Genomic DNA, 22,793 nt, shown 5'->3' with positions numbered 1-22,793 from the left:
GTCTACCTTTCGAGGTGCTCCAGAGCCCACGCCCAGTCGATGCGTTCTTGCTCGAGCCGAACCCGCTCACCGAGCGAGTCGTCCGCGAGGTCGGCGTACAGGTCGTGTTCTGCGGGTGAGAGGTGGCGGAGTGCGGCTGTGGTGGGGCTCGGCTCGGTAACCCATCGATCGCGATGCGCGAACAATGTTTCGCGATCCATCAAGATCGATTCGGTCTGCGGAAGCCAGGCACGTAGCCGGTCGAGAATCGCGAAGCCGTGTGTGTCGAGGTCACCCCAGTACCGAACAGGCACGTCAGTCAGCCAGGGAAGGCGCCCGATTCTGTCGATCTCGAATCCCTTGCCCCAGAACACGGCTCCGTGGGCTGGAACATCGACGCTGAGATAGGTGATCTCGTTCTCGATGACCAGGACGCGCGAGGGACGCAAGTCGATCCGGGTGAGCTCGTCAGCTCGGAGGCTCACCTCCGAAACGTGCTCGAGAAGTCCCAGCGACGGTGACGGTCGCAGTCTCACGAACTCTGGTTTCGTCTGCAAACCCAGCCCGGTCACGAAACCGGACGCCGTCGACGACACTCCGAGTATCGACGCCAAGACTCCCCGGTGCCTTTCGGTGAACTTGGTGTCGACCCCAGGTGCGCTGATCTCACGCAGGAAGCGTCGGGAGTCCCGATGCGTGTCGAGCCATCGGTGCGCGTCGATCAGTCGAGGAAACTCCGATGCCAGATCTATTGCGCGAAACGGGTTCTGGAACAGCCACGCGTGGACCGCGGGATCGTCGGCGGCGAGCTCGAGCAACCTCTCGAACTGCTGTACCGCTGCCTTCACGTTCAGAAGTGCCCACGCCTGCTCATAGGTGGAGATGATCGCCCGTCGTGGAAGCGTGTTACGCCCGACGTGCCGGCCGCCGATTGTTTGCCAGACCAGGGAGTACCTGGTGTCGCCACGACGTCCGCCGTCCAACGCCGTGACCCAGTCGCGAGCGGCGCCGAGATCTGCTCCTATCTGCGACGCGGTGGGCCCGCGCAGCGGAATCTCGATGGGCTCGAATGGTTCTCGGTTCGCAAACGTCCGGAGCAGCGTCCCGTCGTCCCAGCGGCGTCTGGCTTTGACGGCGATGTCGGCCGGGGTGGTCCAACGATCGGTCACCGCAGACGCCCGTCACGGCGTGACCGGTATTCCTCGATCGTCATCGTCTGCAGGCGTGAAAAAGTGCCCGTCGGATTGTCGACGAATCCGATCGCCTTCACGTAGGGCTCGATGACGTGCACCTTCTGCAAAGGGGTGACGATCAGGAGCTGCAGACCCAATTTGGCGAACAGGTCCAGCGCATAACGGGTCGACAGGTCAGAGCCGCGCCCGAATGCCTCATCGATGACGGCGAACCGGAAGTCGCGCGACTTCTTCACACCCCACTCGAGTCCGAACTGGTAGGCAAGGGACGCGGCCAGGATCGTATAGGCGAGCTTTTCTTTTTGCCCACCTGACTTGCCGTCGGAATCGCTGTAGTGTTCCCACTCCACGTCCGTCTCGCCATCGCGTTCGGATGCGGAGAACACGAACCAGTTGCGCACATCGGTGACGCGCCGCGTCCAATTCTTGTCGAGGTCGGCGTGATTGTCCCGTCCGCGGAAGCGCTCGATGATGCGTTTGACGTCGAGGAAACGCTGCTCCGAATACTGATCGCCGTCTACTGCGAGACTGTCGCTCGTCAGGTTCCGCAGGTCGGAGCGGAACTGTGCCACATCCTGATTCGTGGTTGACTCGCGCTCCAACCGGATATACCGACCGGGGTTGTAGGGCACGGCGCCCAGCGCTTCGTTGATCCGTCGCACGCGTTCGTCGATGGATGCGGCCTGCCGGTTGAGCCAGTTGTTGAAGCCGGCGAGTTCTTGAATGGCGTTCTTGTTCAGCTGTTCTTTGAACTCGAACTCGAAGCGCGGCAGATCGTCGGTCGCGACCCGTTCGCGGAGGGCGACGAAATCCGCCCTGGCATCGACGTCGGCATCCATGTCCGATCGCAGGTCCGGCCACCGGCGGAGAACCTCGGTCATGTGCTGCGCCAGGCGCTGTCCGAAGCCGCCGAGCTCGCGGGTGAGGCGCTCGATCCGTTGATGAAGCGTCGCGGTCAGTGTCGTTTGAGCTGTGGTGCAGTCTGCTGCCCTTGCCGGAACACCGCCGTCCAGCCGACGTTCCAGAGCGTCGTAGCATGCTCGTGCGGCGTCGAGTTCAGCCTCCGGGTGGTCCGCGACGAACTCGTCGTCGCTCTTCTTGTCCTGCTCGGCCCGATGACTCGCGGCGGCGGTGGTTGCGAGCTTGCCGGTGAGGTCGTCGATCGCGGCAGCCGTGGAATCCGCGAGCGCGGCGTTCTGCTCCAGCGCCGTGGTGATCTCGCGAAGGCGTGACGACCCCGATTCGAGCCGGGCGCGCTCGGCCTCGTGGGTGGCGACGCGTCGTTGTGCTTCCTCGATGTCGAGCTCGGCCCAGGAATGGAATCCTTCCAGCCGCGCCAGGGACTCGCTGCGATTCTGGGTGGCGTCGCGTTCCTCCGACAGCGCCACCACCTCCGCCGAAGCAGCCACGCGCTCGCGGTCGGACTCGTCGAGATCCTCTCGTAGGACCGCGATCTTGCGCTCATTGGCCCATCCGAGCACCCATCGGCGTGGGTCGTCGACCCGGTGTCGGTCGTCCTTCTCGTGACGGCCACCGGACCGCACCTGACCTTCGCGGGTGACGGCGCGCTTGGCAGCGCGGAACTCCTCGATGGTGGCGGCCCGCTGATGTTCGGCGCGCCGGAGGAGTTCGTCGCGCAGATAGCCCTCGAACGGCCCGCTCTTGATCTCGAGGCAGTCAGCGAGAATCGGTAGATCAGAGTCATTTCTCTGCAGGGGAACTCGACGGATCGGCACTCGTTCGTACACGAGCCGGGCACCGACAGTCCGGCCGCCGTGATTGTGGAACGTGAGTCGGCGGGAGTTGACCCAGTTCGTCACGGCATCGTAGTGCTGCTGCGGTACCAGTAGCGACAGTGCGAAGCCACGCAAGACACGTTCGGCAGCGCCACGCCACTCGCTGTGTTCTTCGACGACGTCGATCAGTTCACCCGCGTAGGGCAGGTCGGCAGGTGTCAGGCCGGTGTCGGTGGCCAGCTGTTCGCGTATCTGGACCTGGTCGGGTGGCAGGTTAGTGGTGCGTTTCTGCAGGTCGTCGAGCTCGGTCCGGATGGTCTCCTGACGTCGGGCCGCTCCTTTCTCTCGGCCGATGGCGTCGGCGCTCGCAGCATCGAGCGATCTCTTCGCCTCGACGAGTAGTGGGCGCTCGCGGGCGATGAAGCCGTGAAGATCAGTGAACTGCTCAACCGTTGTGACGGGGGCGAAGCCTGCAGCCGTGACGGTGGCGTCGAAGAGGGATCGTCCGTGACGGCGCTTCTCCACGTCGTCACGGGCAACGGCGGCGAGTCGCTCGAGTTCGCCGACTCGATCGCCGCCGGCTCTTGCCCGCTCCTCGATCAGAGACTCGCGTTCGCGGGCCAACTCGCGTAGCCGTCCTCTGGCCGCATCCTGGTTGCGGAGGAGCTGCTCGCCCTGGCTCGTATAGGTGGCGATGTCGTCTGCCAGCAGGCGCGAGCGATTCTCGGCTATGAACAGGCGTATGGCCGCACGCTGTACGTCGAGAGCCTCGCGCTCGGCAAGTGCGGCATCGTACTTCTCTGTGGCGACCACGATGGGATCCAGCGCCTCGAGCAGTTCGCGGGCGCGTTTGACCGCGTCGTACGACTTCGTGAGATTGTCGAAATGGTCGATGATGTCGCGGACACGTTCGCCGGCGTCGCTCGGCTCGAGCATGTGGTTGCGCACGAAATCGTTCAGATTGCCCACGGACTTCATCGACACGGTCTGATGTAGTAGCTCCAACGCCTGCTCTGATCGGATGCCTAGCAATCGGCGCAGCGAAGTGGAGTACTTCGGGAACTCGTCGACCACCTCGGCCCCGCCGGACCGTAGGCGTTTACGAAGGTCGCGCAAATCTGAACCGAAATCGGCGAAGTCCGTCGTGATGGCGAGTTGTTTGGTTGCGGTGACGTAGAACCGGTAGGGCTGTCCGGCGGTGTCGCGCTGCTGGAAAACCTGCGCCAGGGTGACCGTCTCGTCATATCCCCGATTGCTGAAGACGCCCAGGATGACCGAGTATGTATTGCGCTCCTGCCGAAGGCCTTTGGCGCGAGAGCGGCCGGTTGCTTCCTGTCGTTCGGACTTGTAGTGGCCTTCGACGTAGGAGCGAAGCGTGCGTTCCTTGGCCTCAGCTCCCGCGGCCCTGTTGTAAGCGATCTTGTGTGCGGGCATCAGCAGTGTGGTCACCGCATCCACCAGCGTCGACTTGCCCGACCCGATGTCGCCGGTGAGTAGTGCGGTGTCTGTGTCGGGGGTGAGCCGCCACACCTGTCGGTCGAAGGTGCCCCAGTTCAACACCTCGACGTGCTGCAATCGGAACCCGGCGCCTCCGGCACCCCCGAGTTCGACCGCTGAGAACAGACCGTCAGTCATCGGGGCCCGCGGTTCCTGCGTATTGGCGCAGTTTGCCCGCGAAATCCGACAGTGTTTGCGCATCCACGTACGCCTTGATGATGCGACGCACCTCCCACTGGTCGGTCTGCCCACGTAACTGGCGCAGGAAGCCCAGTTCGACGGCCTTCTTGATGGTGTTATCGGCCTGTTCGACCAGGCGCGCCTCATTCGTCGATTCGGCTTGGAAGAGTTGTAGCATCTCCACGATCTGATCCGTTGACAGGACGAGTCGTCCTTCACCGCCGGTGATCTCGAACTCCAGCAGGCGTTTGCGTAGCAGCACGAGCAGCAGGCTCACGTTGTAGGTCAGCGCCCGCCTGCGGACCAACCGCGGAAGTGGCTCTTCGCCTTCCTCTTCCGGGTGCGAGCGCAGATAGGCGTAGCCCTCGGACTCGTCGACGATGACATCGACGCCGATCGTGGTGAAGTGATCGCGTACGCCGGCTCCCGAGCGTTCGAGTGTGGCCCAGATGTCCTCGTCCGATTCGCGGTACACCACGCCCCGCATCAATCGGATTATGGCACTCGAAATTGCGTGGTCGTCGGTCATCGTCGCCTCACAGTGACACTCGGCAGCCGGGCACGTTTGACCGTGCTCGGGTCACTCGGGTCGGCGTACTCGAGCAGGGTCTCGTCGGTGTCGTCGATGTCGACGCTGACATCGTCATCGTCGAGGGCGAGGTAACCGACGATCTCGGCCGCACCCTGTTCTATCGGATACATGGTGACCACATCGGATAGCAGCGCCGACGATCTCTCCGGGAGGATGCTGCGGATGTTGGCTGCCAGGCGGGCTTGGTCGACGAACGTCTGGGCGAACAACAGGTCTGCGTCCAGGTTCTCGGTCGCGTCCTCGACCCGACTCTCGACGGTCGCAGAGGCGGGTTGTTGATAGAGTGGCCTGTCGAACGGCAGCGCGATCTCGATACCGGTCTGATCCACAGTGAGCCCGAAATCTGGTGTCCTGCCACGAATCTCGAGGGCGCTAGCCTCTACGGACCGGACCAGGTCGAGTACGCGGCGATTCTCCAGCCAGACCTGATCGTCGAGGAATCGGCGTAGCTGTTCAGAGATCTGTCGGACCATGCGCTGGGTTCGGTCGGCAGCCTCGGACCAGTCGTGATGGATGCTGCGGATGCGCTCGTCGACGTCGATCATCTCCAGCGACGACACCTTCGCAAGCAAGTCTGCCAGTTCCGTCTGGCGCGAATCGGACAGCAAGAATTCGTAGAACGACCCGAAGCTACGACCCTGATCGGACGAGGCGATCTCGGATCGGCTGCCCACCAGGTCGGCGAGGAGTTCGCCCTTGGGCCCGGTCCAGGACGCGATCTTCTCGCGGGCCGAGCGATCAAGAAGGCGGAAGTTGTCTTCTACCTCTCGGAAGTCGGCGAGCAGTTCACGTGCGGTCGACGCCACCTGCTGATAGCGGTCTCGAACCCCGGTCTGATCCAGATACGTCAGTTCGCCGCACTCGGCGGCGGCGATTTCTGCATCGATCTCGGCGCGACGCCGCCGCAGCTCTGCCAGTCGAACCTCGGGGTCTACCTCGGTGCCGTGCACGATCTGCCGAAGAAGCTCGACGACGGTGTGCAGTCGCGACTCGGTACCGACGAACGCTCTGCCCTGTAGAGAGACGATCCAGGCGTACGCCTTCTCGAAAGCAGGCGTCACCTCGTAATAGATCTCGTCGTCGCCGGAGGGGTAGAAGCGTCGTAGGAACCCAGCCTCGGTGCCGGCCCAATCCTCGAGGTAGGCGCGGGGTTCTTTGGGAAATCGAACCGAACCGTCGTTGGTGGGTAGCGAGGTGTTCAGGTCGTAGAGCAGATCATCCAGAGCGGTGGCCAGTTCTCCAGCTGAACTCGCACCACGGTTGCCCTCGACGAAGAATGTCCCGAGAAACGTCAGGATGAGCGGGGAGTGGTGGGCGCGCAGGAGCCGCCACGCGGGATGGCGTTCCCACAGAGTGGTGAACGCATCAAAGTCCATGAGTTCCACTCTAGGGGAGGGGACTGACACCGAGGACTCACCGGCGAGTGTCGATGACAGGTGTCAGCGTGCCGGTCTGGATGACCTGATCGCTTGTCGCGATGGTCAGACCTCGGCGGGTGGCCTGAGCGACGATCATGCGATCGAAGGGATCGCGATGTTCCCAGGCGAGCTGTCCTGCTGTCACCGCGTCGCTGGAATCGATGGCGAGGTCGGTCGCTGACATGGACGAGAGGGTTTCTTCCCACGCGGCGAGGAGCGGCGCTCCGTCGAGTCTGCCCAGCCGCGTCTTGATGGCGATTTCCCAGGCCGACGCAGCCGACACGTAGAGAGCGTTGCCGGGATTCGCGAGGATGTCCAAGGTGGTGGGTGACAGCCGGTCCGGTTCGCTGACCAGCCACAGGACCGCGTTGGTGTCCAGCAGGACATCGGTCACGAACCCGACTCCCAGCGCTCGAGGTCGTCGGCGGACAGCGGTGCGTCGAAGTCGTCGGGAACAACCATGGCCGGGAACTGCCCGAATCGACGCGGAGGTGGTGCCACGGGCCTGAGTACTGCGACGGGTCGGCCATGCGTGGTGATAGTGATCTCTTCCCCGGTTCTCTCGATCTCAGCCAGCACGGCGTTGAGGCGCGCCTTGGCTTCTGTGCTGCTCAGGGTTCTCATGAGCCGATTCTACTCGGTTCTGACCATTCGGACTGGTTCGAATGCACAGAACGTGGGCCACGAGTTCCCTCACACCACCCGTCGCAGAACCCCCGGCACGACGTCGTCGTCGGCGGCGAGAGCCAGCACCTCACCGAAACCGGCGACGAGGCAGTCGGCGAACAACTCGAGGTCGGTGACCGCGGCGCCGTCGGAATTGATTCCGAGACAGGCCGTTCCGTTGTGGGTGATCATCGTCGCCATCATCGCGCAGCCGGGCAGCGGGCCGAACGGGAACATCCGCTCGACCTTGGCGCCGGCCACGTAGGTGTCCCACGGAATGCCCGGCACGTTGCTGGCCTGCAGATCGTTCTGGCTGGTCGTGCCGCTGAACTGCATGAGCACCGATCCGGGCAACCAGGCCATCACCGAGCCCAGGGTGTTGAAGATGTCGACGGCCGGTTCGTGCCGGGCGACGCGGACCTGTTCGCGGATGGTGAGGACCCGCTCGAAGGGGTCGGCGATCCCGACCGGTCCGGCGAGCCGTCCCACCGCGATCCGGTTGCCACCCGCCGGATCCTCCGGACGCCGCACCGAGATCGGGATCGCGACCGGCATCGTCTCGATCGGGGTGCCCATCTTCTCGTGATAGAGGCGGAAGCCGCCGATGAGCCCGGCGAGGTAGACGTCGTTGATCGACGCCCGCGTCGCCGTCGCGGTCGCCTTGAGGTCGGTGAACGGGACCTCGAACGCGCTGAAACGCCACGACAGGCTCCGGTGCGCGAGCAACGGGGAACCCGGGGGACTGACCAGGCCCGCCACGCGTGGAACCGAGCGACCATAGCGGAGAACGGAACTCACTGCCTGGCGGGGATGTGCCAGCGCGCGGACGCCGCGGAAGGTCGTGTCGACACGATGCGGGATCCGCCGGATCTCCTCGTCCACCTGCCGGCGGAGCAGGTCGACGGGCGTGATGTTCACCGGGTCGGGACTCGGCGGCTGGGGTTTGCCCGGATTGTGTTCGCGTGTGGGCGAATGCAGCTGGGCGAGTCCGATGATCGCGCCCAGGCCGTCGGTGAGCGCATGGTGGGCTTTGAGGAAGTATGCGGCCTTGCCGTCCGGCAGCCCTTCGATCAGCGTGCCCTCCCACGGCGGCCGTGCGGCATCGAGCGCGGTCATCGCGAGCTGCTCGCACGTGACGAGCAGCTCACGCATGCTGCCGTTGCCGCCCAGACGGATTCGGCGCAGATGGTAGTGCAGGTCGAAGTCCGGGTCGACTGCCCAGCTGGGCGTTCCCATGCCGAACGGGGAGTCGACGACGCGCTGCCGGAATCGCGGGGCCATTCGGCTTCCCCATTCGTGGGCAGCCACGAGCCGGTCCCAGTCCGGGGCGCAGTCGTACACCTCGAGCATGCAGATGGTCCCGCGCATCCGGCGATCGGTGTCGCCTCGCCACATGATGGTGTCCACCGAGCTCATGTGGGGCTCGTTGGCCCAGTCGAGCGGTCGGTCCACCCCGTCGGTCAGGTCCGGTTCCTCGCTCACACTTGCCTCTCTTCCGGTACCTCGACCGGTGGCCGGGCGTCGTCGTCGGCGAAGAAGTCAAGCGGCCAGTCGGCCAGGGCGCTGATGTACATCTGCCGGACCTCCTCGGCGCGGTCGCCGATCTCGTCGGGCGACCAGTCGCTGGTGTCCACCGGCGGCAGCACCATCACCTCGACGGTCCCCGGTCGGATGAGTTGCGCACCGCGCCACATCAACTCGCCGGTGTTACGCAGGACCACCGGTACGACGGGGACACCCGCCTGCATCGCGATGTGGAACGGACCCTTCTTGAACCTGCCCACACGTGGTGTGGGCGACCGGGTGCCCTCGGGCGCGACCACGAGCGACATTCCCTCGTCCCGCAGAGCTGTGACGGCCGGCGCCAGCTGTTCGATCGCGCGGCCCGGGTCGGCGCGATCGATGAACACCAACCCGGCCTGCTGCAGGATCGGCCCGACCACCGGAACCCGTTGCACCTCCTTCTTGGCCACCCCCGTGGCCTCGGACCGCACGAGGTTGATCATCACCGGCAGGTCGAGTTTCGACTGGTGGTTGAACAGGAACACGCACGGCCGCGCCGACGTGAGGTACTCGCCTCCGTCGAGGACCTGCACGTGGATCCCGGCGAGTGACAGCCCGACGTCGGTACCGGTCGGCAGGGCCTCGACGAGTGCGGCGGGATCGCGTCGAACGAGCCCGGTGGTGACGCCCACCGCGGCGGAGGCGAGAAACGAACCGTAGAAGGCGCCGGTTCGGGCCAGCATCCCGAGCCGGTTGTACGTGGGGTTCTTCAGGTCGATGATCGGCCAGCCGCGGGATTCGGCCTCCGCCCGCAGTATTCGGCGCGGGGAGACCGCCGCCGGGTTGCCCACCGACTCCAGGTACGGGATGTCCTCGTTGCCGTCGCTGTAGGCGAAGGAGGCGTCGAGGTCGATGCCGTGCTCACGGGCGAGGGTGCGTACCGCAGCGGCTTTTCCCGGACCCCAGAGCGGGCGTCCCCGGATGTTGCCGGTGACCACCCCGTCGACGACCTCGACATCGGTGGCGAGTGCGAAGTCGGCCTCGATCTCCCGCGCGATGGGTTCGATCTGGAATCGGGTCGCCGACGACGCGATGACGATGGTGTGTCCCATCTCCCGATGCGCGCGCAGGATCTGCCACATCTGCGGCCGCAGCTTGGCCGCCGTCTCGTATTTGAAGAGGTGTTCGCCGAACTCGATCAGCTCGGCGTAGGTCTTGCCGGCGAACGTGGGACGCGTGGCGTCGAGCACTTCCGCGTAATCCTGTTCGGACACGACGCCGCGCAATCCGATGAGCAGGAAGTCGGCGAGTTCGCCGAAACCGAATTCCATGCTGCGCAGGCGTGCTCGCATGATGGCGGCGGCGGAGAAGCCCTCGATCAGGGTGCCGTCGTAGTCGAACAGCGCGGCGACCTTCTTACCGGTGGGTGCCGACCGGATGGCCCGCATCCGGTCGGTGAAGGCACTCATCGTGTCCCCTCCGACCAGATAGTGTCCATGGTGTCGGCTCCGCCCACGGCAGGCTGGAGATCCTCGATCGACGCGATCCGGGCCAGCCGCTCGCGCATCGATTCGACCTCGTCGAGCCAGTCCCGGCGGGCGGTCGCGAGGTCCGCGACCTCCTCGCCGTGGATCAGGTGGCGGTTGTCGGCGAGCTGATAACAGCCGTCGTAGAGGTCTTTGGAAACCGAGTCCTTGCTGCGCACAACACCTTGCAGGGACAGCTGGCGTCCCAGACCGAGGCATTCGACGATCAGGTCCTCCTTGTCGCGCGATGCGGTGCCGAGTTCCACGAGTTTGGTCGCGAAGACCAGTTGGGCGTCGAAGAACGGCTGCAGGGTGCGTCGGGCGAGGAGTCCGCCGGTATGGCCGTGCAGTATCTCGTAGGTCCACTCCTGCGTCGGCGTCACGGCACGCCAGCCCGGGGCCAGCAGATCGAGTTCGAGACCGAGTCGGTGCAGGAACTCGGTCTTGGCCGGGAAGAAGAACTCGAACTTGAGCAGATCGCGGATTCGCAGGGCCTCCCGTTGCGACGCCGCGAGCAGCCCCTCGTCGGCGAGCGGACCGTCGGCCGTCTCGTCGTATCCGACGGGGTGTTCGTCCGGCGGGATGTCGTCGGCCCGGACGTCACCGTCGGCCACGGCGAGCATGGCGACCTCGACGATCGCGCGGTCGACGAAGTGATGGAGCGCCCCGTTGCGGTAGTAGGCCGCGACCGCGTGGTTGTCCGGCACGATGGACCACACCGGTTCGGAACCGCCGTCGAAGCAGCTCACCACGCCGTTGCCGGCGAGGACCCGGAGAGTCTGGGTCAGCCCGACCCCGCGGCACAGGGCTGGGTCCGGGCCGGGTAGCTCGCGCCGGCGGATGTAGTCGAGCAGGGGAGCCAGGATGGCCTCGATCTCCGCGAGCGTATACGCCCTGTCATGCGCGCCGAGGAGGGCGAAACCGGCCAGCGAGGTCGCCGAGATCGGGGTGGCGGAATTGATCTCGTCCATCACCCGGAACGCGACCTTCTCCAGTCGCGCGCGGCCCTCGCCGGCGTCGGCGAGAGCGGTCCGCAGCGAGATGGGGGTTCCGAATCGCACCCGGGCCTCGCCCAGGTAGGCGCGCTGCGCCTTCGCGTAGCGCAACAACCACCCGACGCCCTCGGGCTTCTTCGTGCCACCGGCGTCCTCGGCCGCCATCGCGCCGATCTCCTGGAGCTGGTCGTACACGATCGAGGTCGGCACGATCGTCACGTCGGCCTCGTCGAGCTGCCCCACCGCGTCGACGACGTAGGTGAGCAGTCCCAGTTTGGGCTTCCGGAGCTTGCCGGTCCGGCTGCGACCGCCCTCGATGTACCACTCCAGGTTAAAGCGCTTCTCGACGATGTAGGCGAGGTAGGAGCGCATCGCGAACTTGTAGACCGGGTCCGCGCCGAACTTGCGTCGGATGAAGATCATGCCGGCGCGGCGGGCCACCGGGCCCACCGGCCAGAACGAGAGATTGTTCCCGCCGAGCACGAGGTTGGGTGGGAAGTCGTTGTTGCGCAGCACTTTCGCCAGGACCAGCGGATCGACATAGGACCGGTGGGAGGGCAGGAAGATCAGGCCGGTGGACCTGTTGAGGGTGCGCAAGGTGTTGAGGTTCTCGACGTCGACGGTGACGTTCCAGGCCCGCTCGTGCAGTCGGTTGAAGGTCGCCGAGAACACGTCGTCCATGAGCCGGCTCTGGGTGGCGACGAAGGTCGAGAGTTTGTCGGTGGCCTCGGCGACCACCGCATCGGTGGGCCGACCCAGTTCGGCTGCGAGTTTGGCCGCGGACGTCTGGAATCGCGACGAACTGCTGATCTGCTCGGCGACCAGCCGGGGGACCTTGTAGCGATCACCGACGATCTGGCGTTCGGCTCGCTCGGCCGACACCGACGCCTGGAACAGGACGAACTGGGCGAACGGCTCACCCTGCGCCTGGTGATGGGCATACCGGGTGCGTAGTTCCTCGATCGTGGCGGGTGCACCGGCAACGACGCGGAGACTGTCCGGACGTCTCTTCCGGATCAGCGGCTGGACCGCTCCGAGCGGCCGCCGGGGATTGGACAGCACCAGGACGTCGCCCAGCGTGACCCGCCGCTCACCTTGCCGGACCGCCGGGAGCCAGACCGCCCGGACAGGCACGAGCAACGTCTCCGGCGCCATGCCGTCGAAGTCGATCTCCGCCGATCGGGAGATCGTCGCGTCCGGATAGTTCGCCGCCGTCCACTCGCGTACCGCCCGCATCTCGCACGACGTACGGGCTTTGGTCAGCACCACCACCGGATCGGTCACCTGCATCACCCTCACGTCTCTGGGGTCCGGCCCCGCCTAATTGTGACGTGGACTACGCCGAGGGGGGGTGGTTTTCGTCAGGACGACCGACGCGCCGCGAGGACTTTCGTGTGTAACCGGTCCGGCCAGATGATGTTCGGTCCGGAGACGACGAAACGCCCCATCCGACCGAGTGGCCGTCCGGGGCGTTTCGCGCAAGTCAGGAGCTCAGAGCGCGCTGACGTTGGTAGCCTGGGGGCCCTTGGCACCCTGCTCGACGTCGAATTCGACGCGCTGGTTCTCTTCGAGGTTGCGGAAGCCGCTACCTTGGATCGAGGAGTAGTGGACGAAGACATCTGCGCCCTGGTCGTCGGGAGCGATGAAGCCGAAGCCCTTTTCGCCGTTGAACCACTTGACGGTTCCCTGTGCCATACTGCTGTACTTCTTTCTTCAGTGTGCGCAACCACCAAGACCGATGGCCGCCCGTCAACTCTGTCACAGATGAGGACCGTTGGGAAACGCAGGGCGCAATCGTTGTGGGCGGTCCGCTGCGCGGGTACCCCGTTCGAGAACGAAACCCGGGTGTTCGGGGTCTGCGTGAGTAGGCTGGACAGGGCACCACGCGATCGACCTGCGATCGAGGCACGTCATGGCCGAGAACGATCCGCTGACCACACAACGCGATGCCGTCCGCGACGTCGCCGGTGAACTGGTGGAAGCAGGTTTCGCCGATCCGGTCGAGATCGGTCGTGGTGGCTACGGTGCCGTATATCGCTGCCGCCAGCCCGCATTGGACCGCGATGTCGCGGTCAAGGTGCTGACCGACCACCTCGACGCGCAGAACCTCGAGCGGTTCGTGCGTGAGCAGCGTGCGATGGGACGACTCTCCGGGCACCCGAACATCGTCAACATCCTCGAGGTCGGGTCCACGCCCGAGGGCTTTCCGTTCATCGTGATGCAATACCACCCCCACGCATCGTTGGATCTGCGCATCCGCAGGGACGGTCCGCTCGACTGGCGCGACGTGCTCCGGCTCGGCATCAAGGTGGCCGGTGCGCTCGAGACGGCCCACCGGGCGGGCACCCTGCACCGCGACATCAAGCCGGGGAACATCCTGCTCACCGAATACGGCGAACCCCAGTTGACCGACTTCGGCATCGCCCGTATCTCCGGCGGCTTCGAGACCGACGCCGATCTGGTCACCGGTTCGCCCGCCTTCACCGCGCCCGAACTCCTCGCCGGTGCGACGCCATCAGTGACCTCCGACGTCTATGGGCTGGGCGCGACCCTGTTCTGTGCGCTGACCGGCCACGCGGCGTTCGAGAGGCGCAGCGGGGAGCAAGTGGTCGCGCACTTCCTCCGCGTCGCGAGCGAAGGAGTCCCCGATCTCACGTCGGCCGGATTCCCCGCGGAGGTGTCCGGCTGCATCGAACATGCGATGGCGCGCGAACCCGCCGACCGCCCCGGGTCGGCGGCAGAGCTGGGCGAGGAACTGCGGAACGCGCAGCGGCGGCTCGGGGTGCCACTCGACGGGATGGCGCTGCCAGACGGGGCCACGGTACCTGCTACCTCGACGACGACGCCGCGGCGGCGGACGACGATGACGCTGCCCATGCCGTCGACGAAATTCCGCCCACCCGTCCGGCCTCGGGCACAGGTCACCAGGGCCCGACTCCTGAAGACACTGCGCGACGGGAAGCTGCGCCGTCTCACGCTCATCCACGCACCCACCGGCTACGGAAAGACCACGGTCGCGGCGCAGTGGGCCGAGGAACTCGCCGTCGACGGCGTGCCGGTGGCGTGGCTGACGGTCGACGACACCGACAACGACGTCGCACGGTTTCTCGCCGACCTCGTCGAGGCACTGCGCCGGGCGGCCCCGGACGCCGTCGGCGACCTCGCGGCGGCGGTCGAGGAACACGGCGATCGTGCCGAGGAGTACGTGCTGACATCGCTGATCAACGAGGTTCACGAGCACGGCCGGCGCATCGCGCTCATCGTCGACGACTGGCACCGGGTGACGGACCCGGCGGTCATCGGAGTGATGGACTATCTACTCGAACACGGTTGTCATCACCTGCAGGTGATCGTGACCAGCCGCACCCGGAGGGGCCTCCCGGTCAGTCGCCTGCACGTCCACGACGAGATCATCGAGATCGACATGGAAGCACTGTGTTTCGACGAGGCGGAAGCCGGGCGGTTCCTCCTTGATGTCGCCGGTCTGGACCTGCGGGGCGACGAGGTCGCCGAACTGTGGTCATCGACCGACGGTTGGGTCGCGGCGCTGCAACTGGCGTGTGTGTCGCTGCGCCGATCCGGGCGTCCCGGCGAGCTGATCGGTGACATCTCCGGCCGGCACCATGCCATCGGTGACTTCCTCGCCGAGAACGTCCTGGGCGTGCTGGAACCGGAGGTCCTGCACTTCCTGCTCACCGTCTCGCTGCCGGAACGGATCTGCGCCGATCTCGCGACCACGCTGAGCGGCGAGGAGCGAGGACAGGCCATGCTCGAGGAGATCGAGCTCCGTGACCTGTTCCTCACCCGGGTCGATCAGGCCGGACAGTGGTTCCGATTCCACTCCCTGTTCGCCGAGTTTCTCCGGCGCAGGCTGGAACGCGATGAACCGCAACTCATTCCGCAACTGCACCGCAGGGCGTCGGAGTGGTTCGCGGGGCACGGAATGCTGACCGAGGCTGTCGACCATGCGCTCGCCGCCGGTGATGCGGACCGTGCCATCGAACTCGTCGAGACCGACGGCCGGTCACTCATCGAACACTCGCGAATGACCACCCTGATCACATTGATGGAGAAGTTGCCGCCTGTGACGGTGGCGGCCAACCCGATCCTGCAGATGCAACTCGCGTGGGCGAACCTCCTCCTGCACCGCGCCGCGCTCGCCGAAGCCTCCCTCGAACGGGCGCGGGTCGCACTCGAGCGACTGGCGAGGTCAGATGCTGCCCTGGGAATTCGCCGTGAGGCCGACATCGCCGAGGCGTGCGTGCGCGCCATCTCCGACCGGCTCGACGGGCTCGACGAACTGGTGGCGCGCCTGGCCGACGACCTCGACGGGTTGCCGCCGTTCCTCGTGTCGGCCATCCACAATGTCGGGACCCTCGGCGCCACCTTGCGATTCGACTTCGACGAGGCTCACCGCTGGCAACAACGCGCGATCCCGGCACACCGACGCAACACCGGTCCGTACGCGGTCATGTACGGCTACGGACTCGACGGGCTCGCCTACGTCGAACAGCTCGACCTCGATCGTGCCGAAGCATGCTTCCGTACGGGACTGCGGTTGTCGCGCGAACAGGGTTCGTCGACCCAGTCGCAGGGTGCGCAACTCGCCAGCGCCCTTCTCGCGGCGGTCCGGTACGAGCGCGGTGATCTGTACGAAGCCGAACGGCTGCTCGACGAGAGCTTCTTCATCGGGGCCGCCGAAGGCGTCGTCGACATGATCGAGGCTCGGCATCTCGTCGGGGCGCGCGTGGCGTTGTGCCACGGTGACCGGGCGGTCGCGGGGTCCTACCTCGACGAAGCCGTGGACATCGCCGAGCGGCTCGACACCCCGCGGCTGCGTGCCGTCGCCGAGAACGAGCAGGTGGTGAGGCACCTGCCGGCTCGTCGAGGGGTGTCTGCGCGTGTCGACGCCGACGCCGAGGTGCCGACACGCGGCATCGCGGCGATCGTCGCGCAACTCCATGCCGAGACCGCGATCCGGTTGATGCTCGACGCCGGCGAGTCCGCCGAAGCCCCTGACGTCGCCTGTCGATGGGCGCAGGAGTGGGTGAACAGGTTGGTCGGCAGCGGCCGCCACCGAGCGATTCTGCGGGCGCGACGACTCCTGGCGATGTGTCTCGACGCGGCCGGGCGGCCGGACAAGGCACGTGCACAGACCCTGGCTGTCCTGGCGCAGTGCGCAGCGTCGGGCATGGTTCGGTTCCCGCTGGATGGCGGCGACGACTTCACCCGGCTCGTCGACGACGTCGCCCGCGGTGTTCGTGCCGGTGACCGTCCCGCGCCGGCAGCGTTGTCGCCGGATTTCCTCGAGCGGTTGCTCGGCGCCGGCGGCACCCGTTCGTGACCGGCCGGGAATACCCGGATGGGCCGGTGGCCTTGAACCACAACGTGGCCCCAGACCGCCCGCCGCGCGGGTGCGGGGCAGAGGTAGACGACCCCTAGAGAGAGGACAAGTGCTCATGGCAGTCCCGAACATCACACTGAACAACGGAATCACCATCCCGCAGTTGGGTTTCGGAGTCTTCCAGGTTCCGCCGGAGGACACGCGTGAAGCAACTCTGACCGCATTCGAGGTCGGATACCGCCACATCGACACCGCAGAGATGTACGGCAACGAGAAGGGCGTCGGCGAAGCGGTCCGCGATTCGGGCATTCCGCGCGACGACATCTTCATCACCAGCAAGCTGAACAACGGCTTCCACGACTACGACGACGCCCTGAAGGCGCTCGACGGGACCCTTGCCGACCTCGGCGTCGAGCAGATGGACCTCTTCCTGATCCACTGGCCACTGCCGGAGGTGGGCGATTACGTCCAGACCTGGAAGGCGCTCGAGAAGGCCTACGCCGACGGCAAGGCGCGCGCGATCGGCGTGTCGAACTTCCAGCAGGCACATCTACAGCGTCTCTTCGACGAGACCGACGTCGTACCCGCGGTGAACCAGATCGAGGTGCACCCGTATCTGTCGCAGAACCCGTTGCGCGCGTTCAACTCCGAGCACGGCATCGCGACCGAGGCATGGTCCCCGATCGCCCAGGGCAAGGTGACCGACGACCCGGTCATCACCGAGATCTCCAAGTCCAAGGACCGCTCGCCCGCGCAGGTCACCCTGCGGTGGCACATCCAGCGCGGCGACATCGTCTTCCCGAAGTCGGTGACCCGCTCGCGCGTCGAGGAGAACTTCGCACTGTTCGACTTCGAACTGTCCGACGACGAGGTCGCCCAGATCGACCGCCTCAACAGCGACGAGCGCATCGGGCCCGATCCGGACACCTTCAACTACGTGCCGGAGTGATTCACCCCCCGTCGACTGTGCTCCCCTGAGGTGCGAGCGGTGACCTCTTCTGTTCCCTGAGGTGCGAGCGGTGACCCTTCTGCTCCCTGAGGTGCGAGCGGTGACCCATCTGCTCCCTGAGGTGCGAGCGAAGCGAGCCTCGAAGGGCCTCGCAAGGTGCCTCACCAGGCCCTTCGTGGCTCGTCGCTATCGCTCCTCGCACCTCAGGGAGCAGGGGGTGGCGGCGCTATCGCTCCTCGCACCTCAGGGAGCGGGGGGGGGTGGCGGCGCTATCGCTCCTCGCACCTCAAGGACCATTGGGGCTGTCGTTCTCTCGGATCAGGGGACGGGGGTGCCCGGAAGGTCAGGAAAGGTTCTCGAGGCGAGCGCGTTTCGACAGCGAGGCGCGCAACTGACTGAACCGGAACAGTGCGGGTTCGCCGACGACCTCGGTGTAGCGGTCGATGACCGCGTCGACGAAGTCGTCGACCGCACTGTCCGGTAGTCGGCTCGTCCAATCCGACGCCCCGACCGCGAACCATGCCCGGAAGTCGTCGACCGAGTCGAACCGCCAGTTCAGGTCTTTCACCGTCAGGTCGTCCGCGATGAAACCGGCGTCGGTGGCGAGGTCCCCGAATCGCGCCGGTTCGACGTGGACGTAGGGCGCGTCGAAGCCCTCGAAGTAGCGCTTTCGCTCCGGTTGCGCCGCGACCTCCATCGCCACGTCCTCGATACTCGGTCTCTCGGTGGCGCACACCATCTGCAGCACCGCCCGACCGCCGTCGACGAGACTGCGCGCGATTCCTTGCAGCGCTGCCCCCTGGTCGTGCACCCAGTGCAGCGCGTTGAACGACACCGCGATGTCGAAGTCGTCGTCGAAGGGCAGGGCAAGCACATCGTCGACGTGGAACTGGACCCGCAACAGGTCCGCCGGCACCCGGAGCAGCGCGCGTTCGATCATCCGGCGCGAGGCGTCGACGCCGACGACCGAGCCCGACGGCAGCCGGTCGGCGAGCAGCATCGTGATGAAGCCGTCGCCGCACCCGATGTCCAGCAGGCGTTCGGTCCCGGCGAGTTCGAGGTCGCCGATGGACTCCTCGGCGACCATGCGCTGCAAGGCGCTCACGTCCGCGTACCGGTCACCGTCCCAATCGACCATCGCTCACTCCTCGGTTGTGTACCGACCCCGGGCCATTGTCCCGGCAAGTGCGCACGGCCGCCCGACGTTCGGCGTATCCGGGCCGCCGCAGTCCTACCGTCCCGCCGCGCGTTCCACCATGAGCGAGGCCTCCCGGTAGTGCGCGTACACCTCGGGCGTGGGCGTCCCGGTGAGCGTCTGGGTCGATGTCTCCCACGCGGGCAGTTCACCGGTCAGGGCCCACGCGGCCTGTCGCGCCGCACCGAGCGCGACGTGTTCGCCGTCGGCGGGGACGACGACCTCGCCGCCGAACAGACCCGGTGCGATGTGGCGCACCGCAGCCGACTTCGCGCCACCGCCGGTGAGCAGCACACGCTCGACGTCGATGCCCTGCTGCTCGATTCGTTCGCGGCAGAACACCAGAGACGAGACCAGGCCCTCGACGGCCGCGCGGGCGATCGCGGCCGGGGTGAAGTTGGCCGCGGTCAGCCCCGTCAGCGTGCCGGTCGCGTCGGGGAGGTTCGGCGAGCGCTCGCCGGCCATGTAGGGCACCATCGTGACGCCACCCGCGCCGGGCTCGGCCGACATGGCCAACCGCGCGAACTCGGCCAGGTCCACGCCGAGCATCGACGCGGTCGACGCCAGCACCGGGGCGCCGTTCAGGGTGCAGACCAGTGGCAGGTGACGCCCGGTCGCGTCCGCGAACCCGGCCACCAGACCCGACGGATCATTCGGCGCTACGTCGCCGACGGCGCTGACCACGCCCGACGTGCCCAGGGAGACAACGGCATCCCCGGGGCCGGCGTGCAGTCCCAGTGCGGCTGCGGCGTTGTCGCCCGCGCCGGCGCCCACGACGACGCCGGTCGGCGTGACGCCGGCCCGTTCCGCGGGGCCGAGGACCCGGGGCAGAAGTGGTCGACGGCCGCGGAACGCGGCTTCGAGCAGATCCGTTCGGTACTCGCCGGTCGCCGCGCTGAAATAGCCGGTGCCGGAGGCGTCGCTGCGGTCGGTCGTCAGCTCGGCGAGGTCGTGACTGTCGCGCAGTCGCCAGGTCAGCCAATCGTGCGGAAGGCAGATCGCAGCCGTGGCGTCGGCGTGCGCCGGTTCGTGGTCGGCCAGCCAGCGGAGTTTGGTCGCGGTGATGGAAGCCACCGGCACCACCCCGACAGAGCGTGCCCACTGCTCGGATCCGCCGAACTCGTCGACGAGAGCAGCAGCGCTCGGTGCGGATCGGGTGTCGTTCCACAGCAATGCTTCCCGGACCACCCGGCCGTTCCCGTCCAGACAGACCATGCCGTGCTGCTGGCCCGCCACGGACACCGCGGAGACGTCGTCGAAGCCGCCCGCGGCGGCGACCGCAGTGCACAGTGCGTCCCACCAGTGATCCGGGTGTACCTCGGTACCGGCGGGGTGCGCAGCGTGCCCGGTGCGCACCACCTGCCCGGTGTCGGCGTCACAGACGACCACCTTGCATGACTGGGTCGACGAATCGATCCCGGCGACCAGCGTCGTCATGCGAGCAGGTCGATCAGTGTCGCGCGGGTTCCCTTGCTGCGCAACGACTCCAGCGCCGACAGATACGGAGTGGTGAACAGCGGATCCTGGGCGAGGGTACCGAACAGCTCGGGGTCGGCGACGAAGGCCAGCGGGTCGGTGCGGGACCGTTGCGCTCGCGGAACGAGTTCGGCCGCAAGGGGGTCGACGACGTCGATCGGTTCCCCCGCCTCGTCGGTGCCCTCGGCGTAGCGGGTCCAGCTCGCCACGACCGCAGCGGCGAGGTCGCTTCGCCGGCCCTGTTCGAGGCGCTCGCGGATCACCGGGACCAGCCACTTCGGGATGCGGTCGGAGGAGTCCTGGCACAGTCGCGCGATGGTGTCACCGATCGCCGGGTTGGCGAAACGTTCGAGGAGGGTGTCGATGTACTCCTCGACGTCGACGCCGGGAAGCGGACGGAGGGTGGTTGCGCCTTCTTCGGTCATGTAGCGGTGCAGCAGGTTCCGGATGTCCGGGTCGGACGACGCGTCGTGGACGTAGCGGTACCCGAGCAGATATCCGAAGTAGCACAGCGCCTGGTGACCGGCGTTGAGCAGTCGCAACTTCATCAGCTCGTACGGGGTGACGTCGTCGACGACCTGGACTCCCACCTGCTCCAGTGCGGGGCGTCCCATCGAGAACTCGTCCTCGAGCACCCACTGCGTGAAGGGCTCGGCGACCACCGGCCAGTTGTCGTCGACACCGGTGCGATCGGCGACCTCGGCGGCCAACTCGGGCGGTGTGGCCGGGGTGATGCGGTCCACCATCGAGTTCGGGAACCGGGTGTTGGATTCGATCCACGCGGCCAGTTCCGGATCGCGCAGCTGCGCATAGGCGAGGAAGGTCGATCGTGCCATGTGCCCGTTGCCCTGGATGTTGTCGCACGACATGACCGTGAACGACGGGACACCGCGGTCCCGGCGCCGCGCGAGTGCCTCGGTCACCAGCCCGAAGACGGTGCGTGGCGGCGCACTGGCCTCGAGGTCGGCGACGATGTCCGGGTTCGTGGCGTCGAACTCACCGGTCGACGGTGAGAAGTTGTAGCCGCCCTCGGTCACCGTCAGCGAGACGATGCGTGTCGCCGGGTCGCTGAGCCGCTCGATGACCTTCTCGGGATCATCAGGAGCGTAGAGGTATTCGACGACCGATCCGATCACCGAGGTCTCGACGGCGCCGTCGGGGTGTTTGAGGGTGAGCGTGAACAGTCCGTCCTGCGGCCCCAGGGCGTCGCGCATCGCGGCGTCGGCCGTGCGGACGCCGACCCCGCAGATGCCCCACTCGCGCGCCGACGCATCGGTGGCGAGGAGACGGTCGAGGTACATCGCCTGGTGTGCACGGTGGAACGCACCCACACCGAAGTGCACGATCCCGGGGGTGACGCCCGAACGGTCGTAAGTGGGGACCTCCACGCCGGCGAGGTCCGACACCGTCTCGTTGTTCAGGGGTGTGTTCATCGACGAGTTCCTTCCGTCTCGTTCGGGGCGGTGTCGGCGCCGGGCCCGGGCTGGTATCTCGAAAGAGACGGGTATACGACGGCTTTGATGGTGCCGGGCGCGCGATCGGAGTCGAGCGCGTCCGCGAGCTGGTCGAGTCCGAACCTGGCGGTGACCATGGCGTCGAGGTCGACGGCGCCGGTCCGGACCAGCGCGAGGGCCGTCGGCCAGGTGTTGGCATAACGGAACACCCCGGTCAGCACCAGTTCGCGGTTCTGGATGAGCGACACCGGCAGTTCCATCGAGTCGGCGCCCATCCCGACGAGGACGACGCGCCCGCCCGGACGCACCCGGGCCAGTCCATCCCGGACCGCACCCGCGACACCGCTGGCATCGACGAAGGCGTCGACGGGTTCGGTCCCGGTTCCGGGTTCGATCACCGTGGTGGCACCGAATTCGAGTGCGCGAGAACGTCGCTGCGCATCGGGCTCACTGACGACGATGCGCGCGAGACCGGACGCCCGGGCGACCTGCGCCACCATCAGGCCGATCGGACCCGCGCCGGCGATCAGGACCGAGCCGCCCACCGACGCCTCGGCTTTGCGCATCGCGGCGATGCCCACGGAGAGCGGCTCGAACAAGGCGGCGGCCTCGTCGGAGACCTCGGGTGGTACGGGATGCGCGAAATCGGCTCCGATGGTCACGAATTCGGCGAAGGCGCCGTCCACCGGAGGCGTCGCGTAGAACCGCATGTGTGGGCACAGGTGGTAGTCACCGCGTCTGCTCTCCGCTGTGGTCGGGTCGGGACGCTGCGGTTCGATGGACACCCGCTCGCCGACCCGGCCCGGGTCAACCCCTTCCCCGACGGCGACGACGACCCCGGCCGCCTCGTGACCGAGGACGAGCGGTTCGCGGACCACGTACTCGCCGATCCGTCCGTGACGGAAGTAGTGGGTGTCGGACCCGCAGACCCCCACCGCGCGCACGGCCACCGTGACGTCACCGGGGTCCGGCTGCGGCGACCTGCGATTTTCGGTGGTCACCGAGAGATCGGGATGCAGGACGGCGGCGCGCATGGCGTCGGGAACGTCCGCTATGGGGTGATCGGCTGTTGCGTGGGTCACACCCGGAT

General features: G+C 66.7%; 16 protein-coding genes. 2 read left to right on the top strand and 14 right to left on the bottom strand.

Annotated features, from left to right (window positions below):
* Window positions 1–2 precede the first annotated feature (2 nt).
* The 10 genes from LEL84_RS13435 to LEL84_RS13390 all read right to left on the bottom strand — a co-directional run bounded on the left by LEL84_RS13435 (window position 3) and on the right by LEL84_RS13390 (window position 12,980).
* Window positions 3–1,148: a Wadjet anti-phage system protein JetD domain-containing protein gene (locus LEL84_RS13435; protein WP_205333988.1), complete on the bottom strand. Its 1,146-nt coding sequence runs from the start codon at window positions 1,146–1,148 to the stop codon at window positions 3–5.
* Window positions 1,145–4,543: an ATP-binding protein gene (locus LEL84_RS13430; protein WP_226511875.1), complete on the bottom strand. Its 3,399-nt coding sequence runs from the start codon at window positions 4,541–4,543 to the stop codon at window positions 1,145–1,147. The genes LEL84_RS13435 and LEL84_RS13430 overlap by 4 nt, the downstream gene beginning before the upstream one ends.
* Window positions 4,536–5,114, bottom strand: coding sequence for a DUF4194 domain-containing protein (locus LEL84_RS13425; protein WP_065629471.1), 579 nt, complete (start codon window positions 5,112–5,114; stop codon window positions 4,536–4,538). Before LEL84_RS13425 ends, LEL84_RS13430 begins: the two co-directional genes overlap by 8 nt.
* Window positions 5,111–6,553 (bottom strand): DUF3375 domain-containing protein, encoded by a 1,443-nt coding sequence (locus LEL84_RS13420; protein ID WP_226511874.1) that lies wholly within the window; start codon window positions 6,551–6,553, stop codon window positions 5,111–5,113. The genes LEL84_RS13425 and LEL84_RS13420 overlap by 4 nt, the downstream gene beginning before the upstream one ends.
* Before the next feature lie 37 nt (window positions 6,554–6,590).
* Window positions 6,591–6,989 (bottom strand): type II toxin-antitoxin system VapC family toxin, encoded by a 399-nt coding sequence (locus LEL84_RS13415; protein ID WP_065629469.1) that lies wholly within the window; start codon window positions 6,987–6,989, stop codon window positions 6,591–6,593.
* A complete protein-coding gene (locus LEL84_RS13410) occupies window positions 6,986–7,219 on the bottom strand; it encodes a type II toxin-antitoxin system Phd/YefM family antitoxin (protein ID WP_065629468.1) in 234 nt (77 codons plus the stop codon). The genes LEL84_RS13415 and LEL84_RS13410 overlap by 4 nt, the downstream gene beginning before the upstream one ends.
* Window positions 7,220–7,288: 69 nt before the next feature.
* On the bottom strand, window positions 7,289–8,743 hold the full coding sequence (locus tag LEL84_RS13405) for a wax ester/triacylglycerol synthase domain-containing protein (RefSeq protein ID WP_226511873.1): 1,455 nt from the start codon (window positions 8,741–8,743) through the stop codon (window positions 7,289–7,291).
* Window positions 8,740–10,233 (bottom strand): HAD-IB family hydrolase, encoded by a 1,494-nt coding sequence (locus LEL84_RS13400; protein WP_058252824.1) that lies wholly within the window; start codon window positions 10,231–10,233, stop codon window positions 8,740–8,742. Before LEL84_RS13400 ends, LEL84_RS13405 begins: the two co-directional genes overlap by 4 nt.
* A complete protein-coding gene (locus LEL84_RS13395; RefSeq protein WP_226511872.1) occupies window positions 10,230–12,575 on the bottom strand; it encodes a glycerol-3-phosphate 1-O-acyltransferase in 2,346 nt (781 codons plus the stop codon). The genes LEL84_RS13400 and LEL84_RS13395 overlap by 4 nt, the downstream gene beginning before the upstream one ends.
* A gap of 201 nt (window positions 12,576–12,776) precedes the next feature.
* The gene (locus tag LEL84_RS13390; protein ID WP_058252822.1) at window positions 12,777–12,980 is read right to left on the bottom strand and encodes a cold-shock protein; all 204 of its coding nucleotides are present in this window, start codon (window positions 12,978–12,980) and stop codon (window positions 12,777–12,779) included.
* A 217-nt stretch (window positions 12,981–13,197) separates the two neighbouring features.
* Here LEL84_RS13390 and LEL84_RS13385 point away from each other — a divergent pair, with 217 nt between their 5' ends.
* On the top strand, window positions 13,198–16,629 hold the full coding sequence (locus LEL84_RS13385; protein WP_226511871.1) for a serine/threonine-protein kinase: 3,432 nt from the start codon (window positions 13,198–13,200) through the stop codon (window positions 16,627–16,629).
* 115 nt (window positions 16,630–16,744) lie between these two features.
* Window positions 16,745–17,578, top strand: a complete 834-nt coding sequence (locus LEL84_RS13380; protein WP_226511870.1) for an aldo/keto reductase — start codon at window positions 16,745–16,747, stop codon at window positions 17,576–17,578.
* Between the two features lie 343 nt (window positions 17,579–17,921).
* Here LEL84_RS13380 and LEL84_RS13375 read toward each other — a convergent pair whose 3' ends face one another.
* The 4 genes from LEL84_RS13375 to LEL84_RS13360 all read right to left on the bottom strand — a co-directional run bounded on the left by LEL84_RS13375 (window position 17,922) and on the right by LEL84_RS13360 (window position 22,737).
* On the bottom strand, window positions 17,922–18,716 hold the full coding sequence (locus tag LEL84_RS13375; RefSeq protein ID WP_068970507.1) for a class I SAM-dependent methyltransferase: 795 nt from the start codon (window positions 18,714–18,716) through the stop codon (window positions 17,922–17,924).
* A 93-nt stretch (window positions 18,717–18,809) separates the two neighbouring features.
* Window positions 18,810–20,210 carry a xylulokinase gene (gene xylB / locus LEL84_RS13370; protein WP_226511869.1) on the bottom strand — a complete coding sequence of 467 codons (1,401 nt, stop codon included), beginning with the start codon at window positions 20,208–20,210 and terminating at the stop codon, window positions 18,810–18,812.
* Complete coding sequence (locus LEL84_RS13365) at window positions 20,207–21,682, bottom strand: mannitol dehydrogenase family protein (RefSeq protein WP_226511868.1); 1,476 nt, start codon at window positions 21,680–21,682, stop codon at window positions 20,207–20,209. The genes xylB and LEL84_RS13365 overlap by 4 nt, the downstream gene beginning before the upstream one ends.
* A complete protein-coding gene (locus LEL84_RS13360; protein WP_226514316.1) occupies window positions 21,679–22,737 on the bottom strand; it encodes an NAD(P)-dependent alcohol dehydrogenase in 1,059 nt (352 codons plus the stop codon). The genes LEL84_RS13365 and LEL84_RS13360 overlap by 4 nt, the downstream gene beginning before the upstream one ends.
* Window positions 22,738–22,793: the final 56 nt, after the last annotated feature.

It is taken from the genome of Gordonia sp. WA4-43 (assembly GCF_020520305.1).
Lineage (GTDB): Bacteria > Actinomycetota > Actinomycetes > Mycobacteriales > Mycobacteriaceae > Gordonia > Gordonia hongkongensis.
This window is presented reverse-complemented; position numbering and strand designations above follow the sequence as displayed.

Excerpts from the sequence above, each read along its gene's own strand:
- LEL84_RS13430 (WP_226511875.1), bottom strand. The coding sequence starts at position 4,543 with ATGACTGACGGTCTGTTCTCAGCGGTCGAACTCGGGGGTGCCGGAGGC.
- LEL84_RS13425 (WP_065629471.1), bottom strand. The coding sequence starts at position 5,114 with ATGACCGACGACCACGCAATTTCGAGTGCCATAATCCGATTGATGCGG.
- LEL84_RS13420 (WP_226511874.1), bottom strand. The coding sequence starts at position 6,553 with ATGGACTTTGATGCGTTCACCACTCTGTGGGAACGCCATCCCGCGTGG.
- LEL84_RS13410 (WP_065629468.1), bottom strand. The coding sequence starts at position 7,219 with ATGAGAACCCTGAGCAGCACAGAAGCCAAGGCGCGCCTCAACGCCGTG.
- LEL84_RS13400 (WP_058252824.1), bottom strand. The coding sequence starts at position 10,233 with ATGAGTGCCTTCACCGACCGGATGCGGGCCATCCGGTCGGCACCCACC.
- LEL84_RS13395 (WP_226511872.1), bottom strand. The coding sequence starts at position 12,575 with ATGCAGGTGACCGATCCGGTGGTGGTGCTGACCAAAGCCCGTACGTCG.
- LEL84_RS13390 (WP_058252822.1), bottom strand. The coding sequence starts at position 12,980 with ATGGCACAGGGAACCGTCAAGTGGTTCAACGGCGAAAAGGGCTTCGGC.
- LEL84_RS13385 (WP_226511871.1), top strand. The coding sequence starts at position 13,198 with ATGGCCGAGAACGATCCGCTGACCACACAACGCGATGCCGTCCGCGAC.
- LEL84_RS13380 (WP_226511870.1), top strand. The coding sequence starts at position 16,745 with ATGGCAGTCCCGAACATCACACTGAACAACGGAATCACCATCCCGCAG.
- LEL84_RS13375 (WP_068970507.1), bottom strand. The coding sequence starts at position 18,716 with ATGGTCGATTGGGACGGTGACCGGTACGCGGACGTGAGCGCCTTGCAG.
- xylB (WP_226511869.1), bottom strand. The coding sequence starts at position 20,210 with ATGACGACGCTGGTCGCCGGGATCGATTCGTCGACCCAGTCATGCAAG.
- LEL84_RS13365 (WP_226511868.1), bottom strand. The coding sequence starts at position 21,682 with ATGAACACACCCCTGAACAACGAGACGGTGTCGGACCTCGCCGGCGTG.
- LEL84_RS13360 (WP_226514316.1), bottom strand. The coding sequence starts at position 22,737 with ATGCGCGCCGCCGTCCTGCATCCCGATCTCTCGGTGACCACCGAAAAT.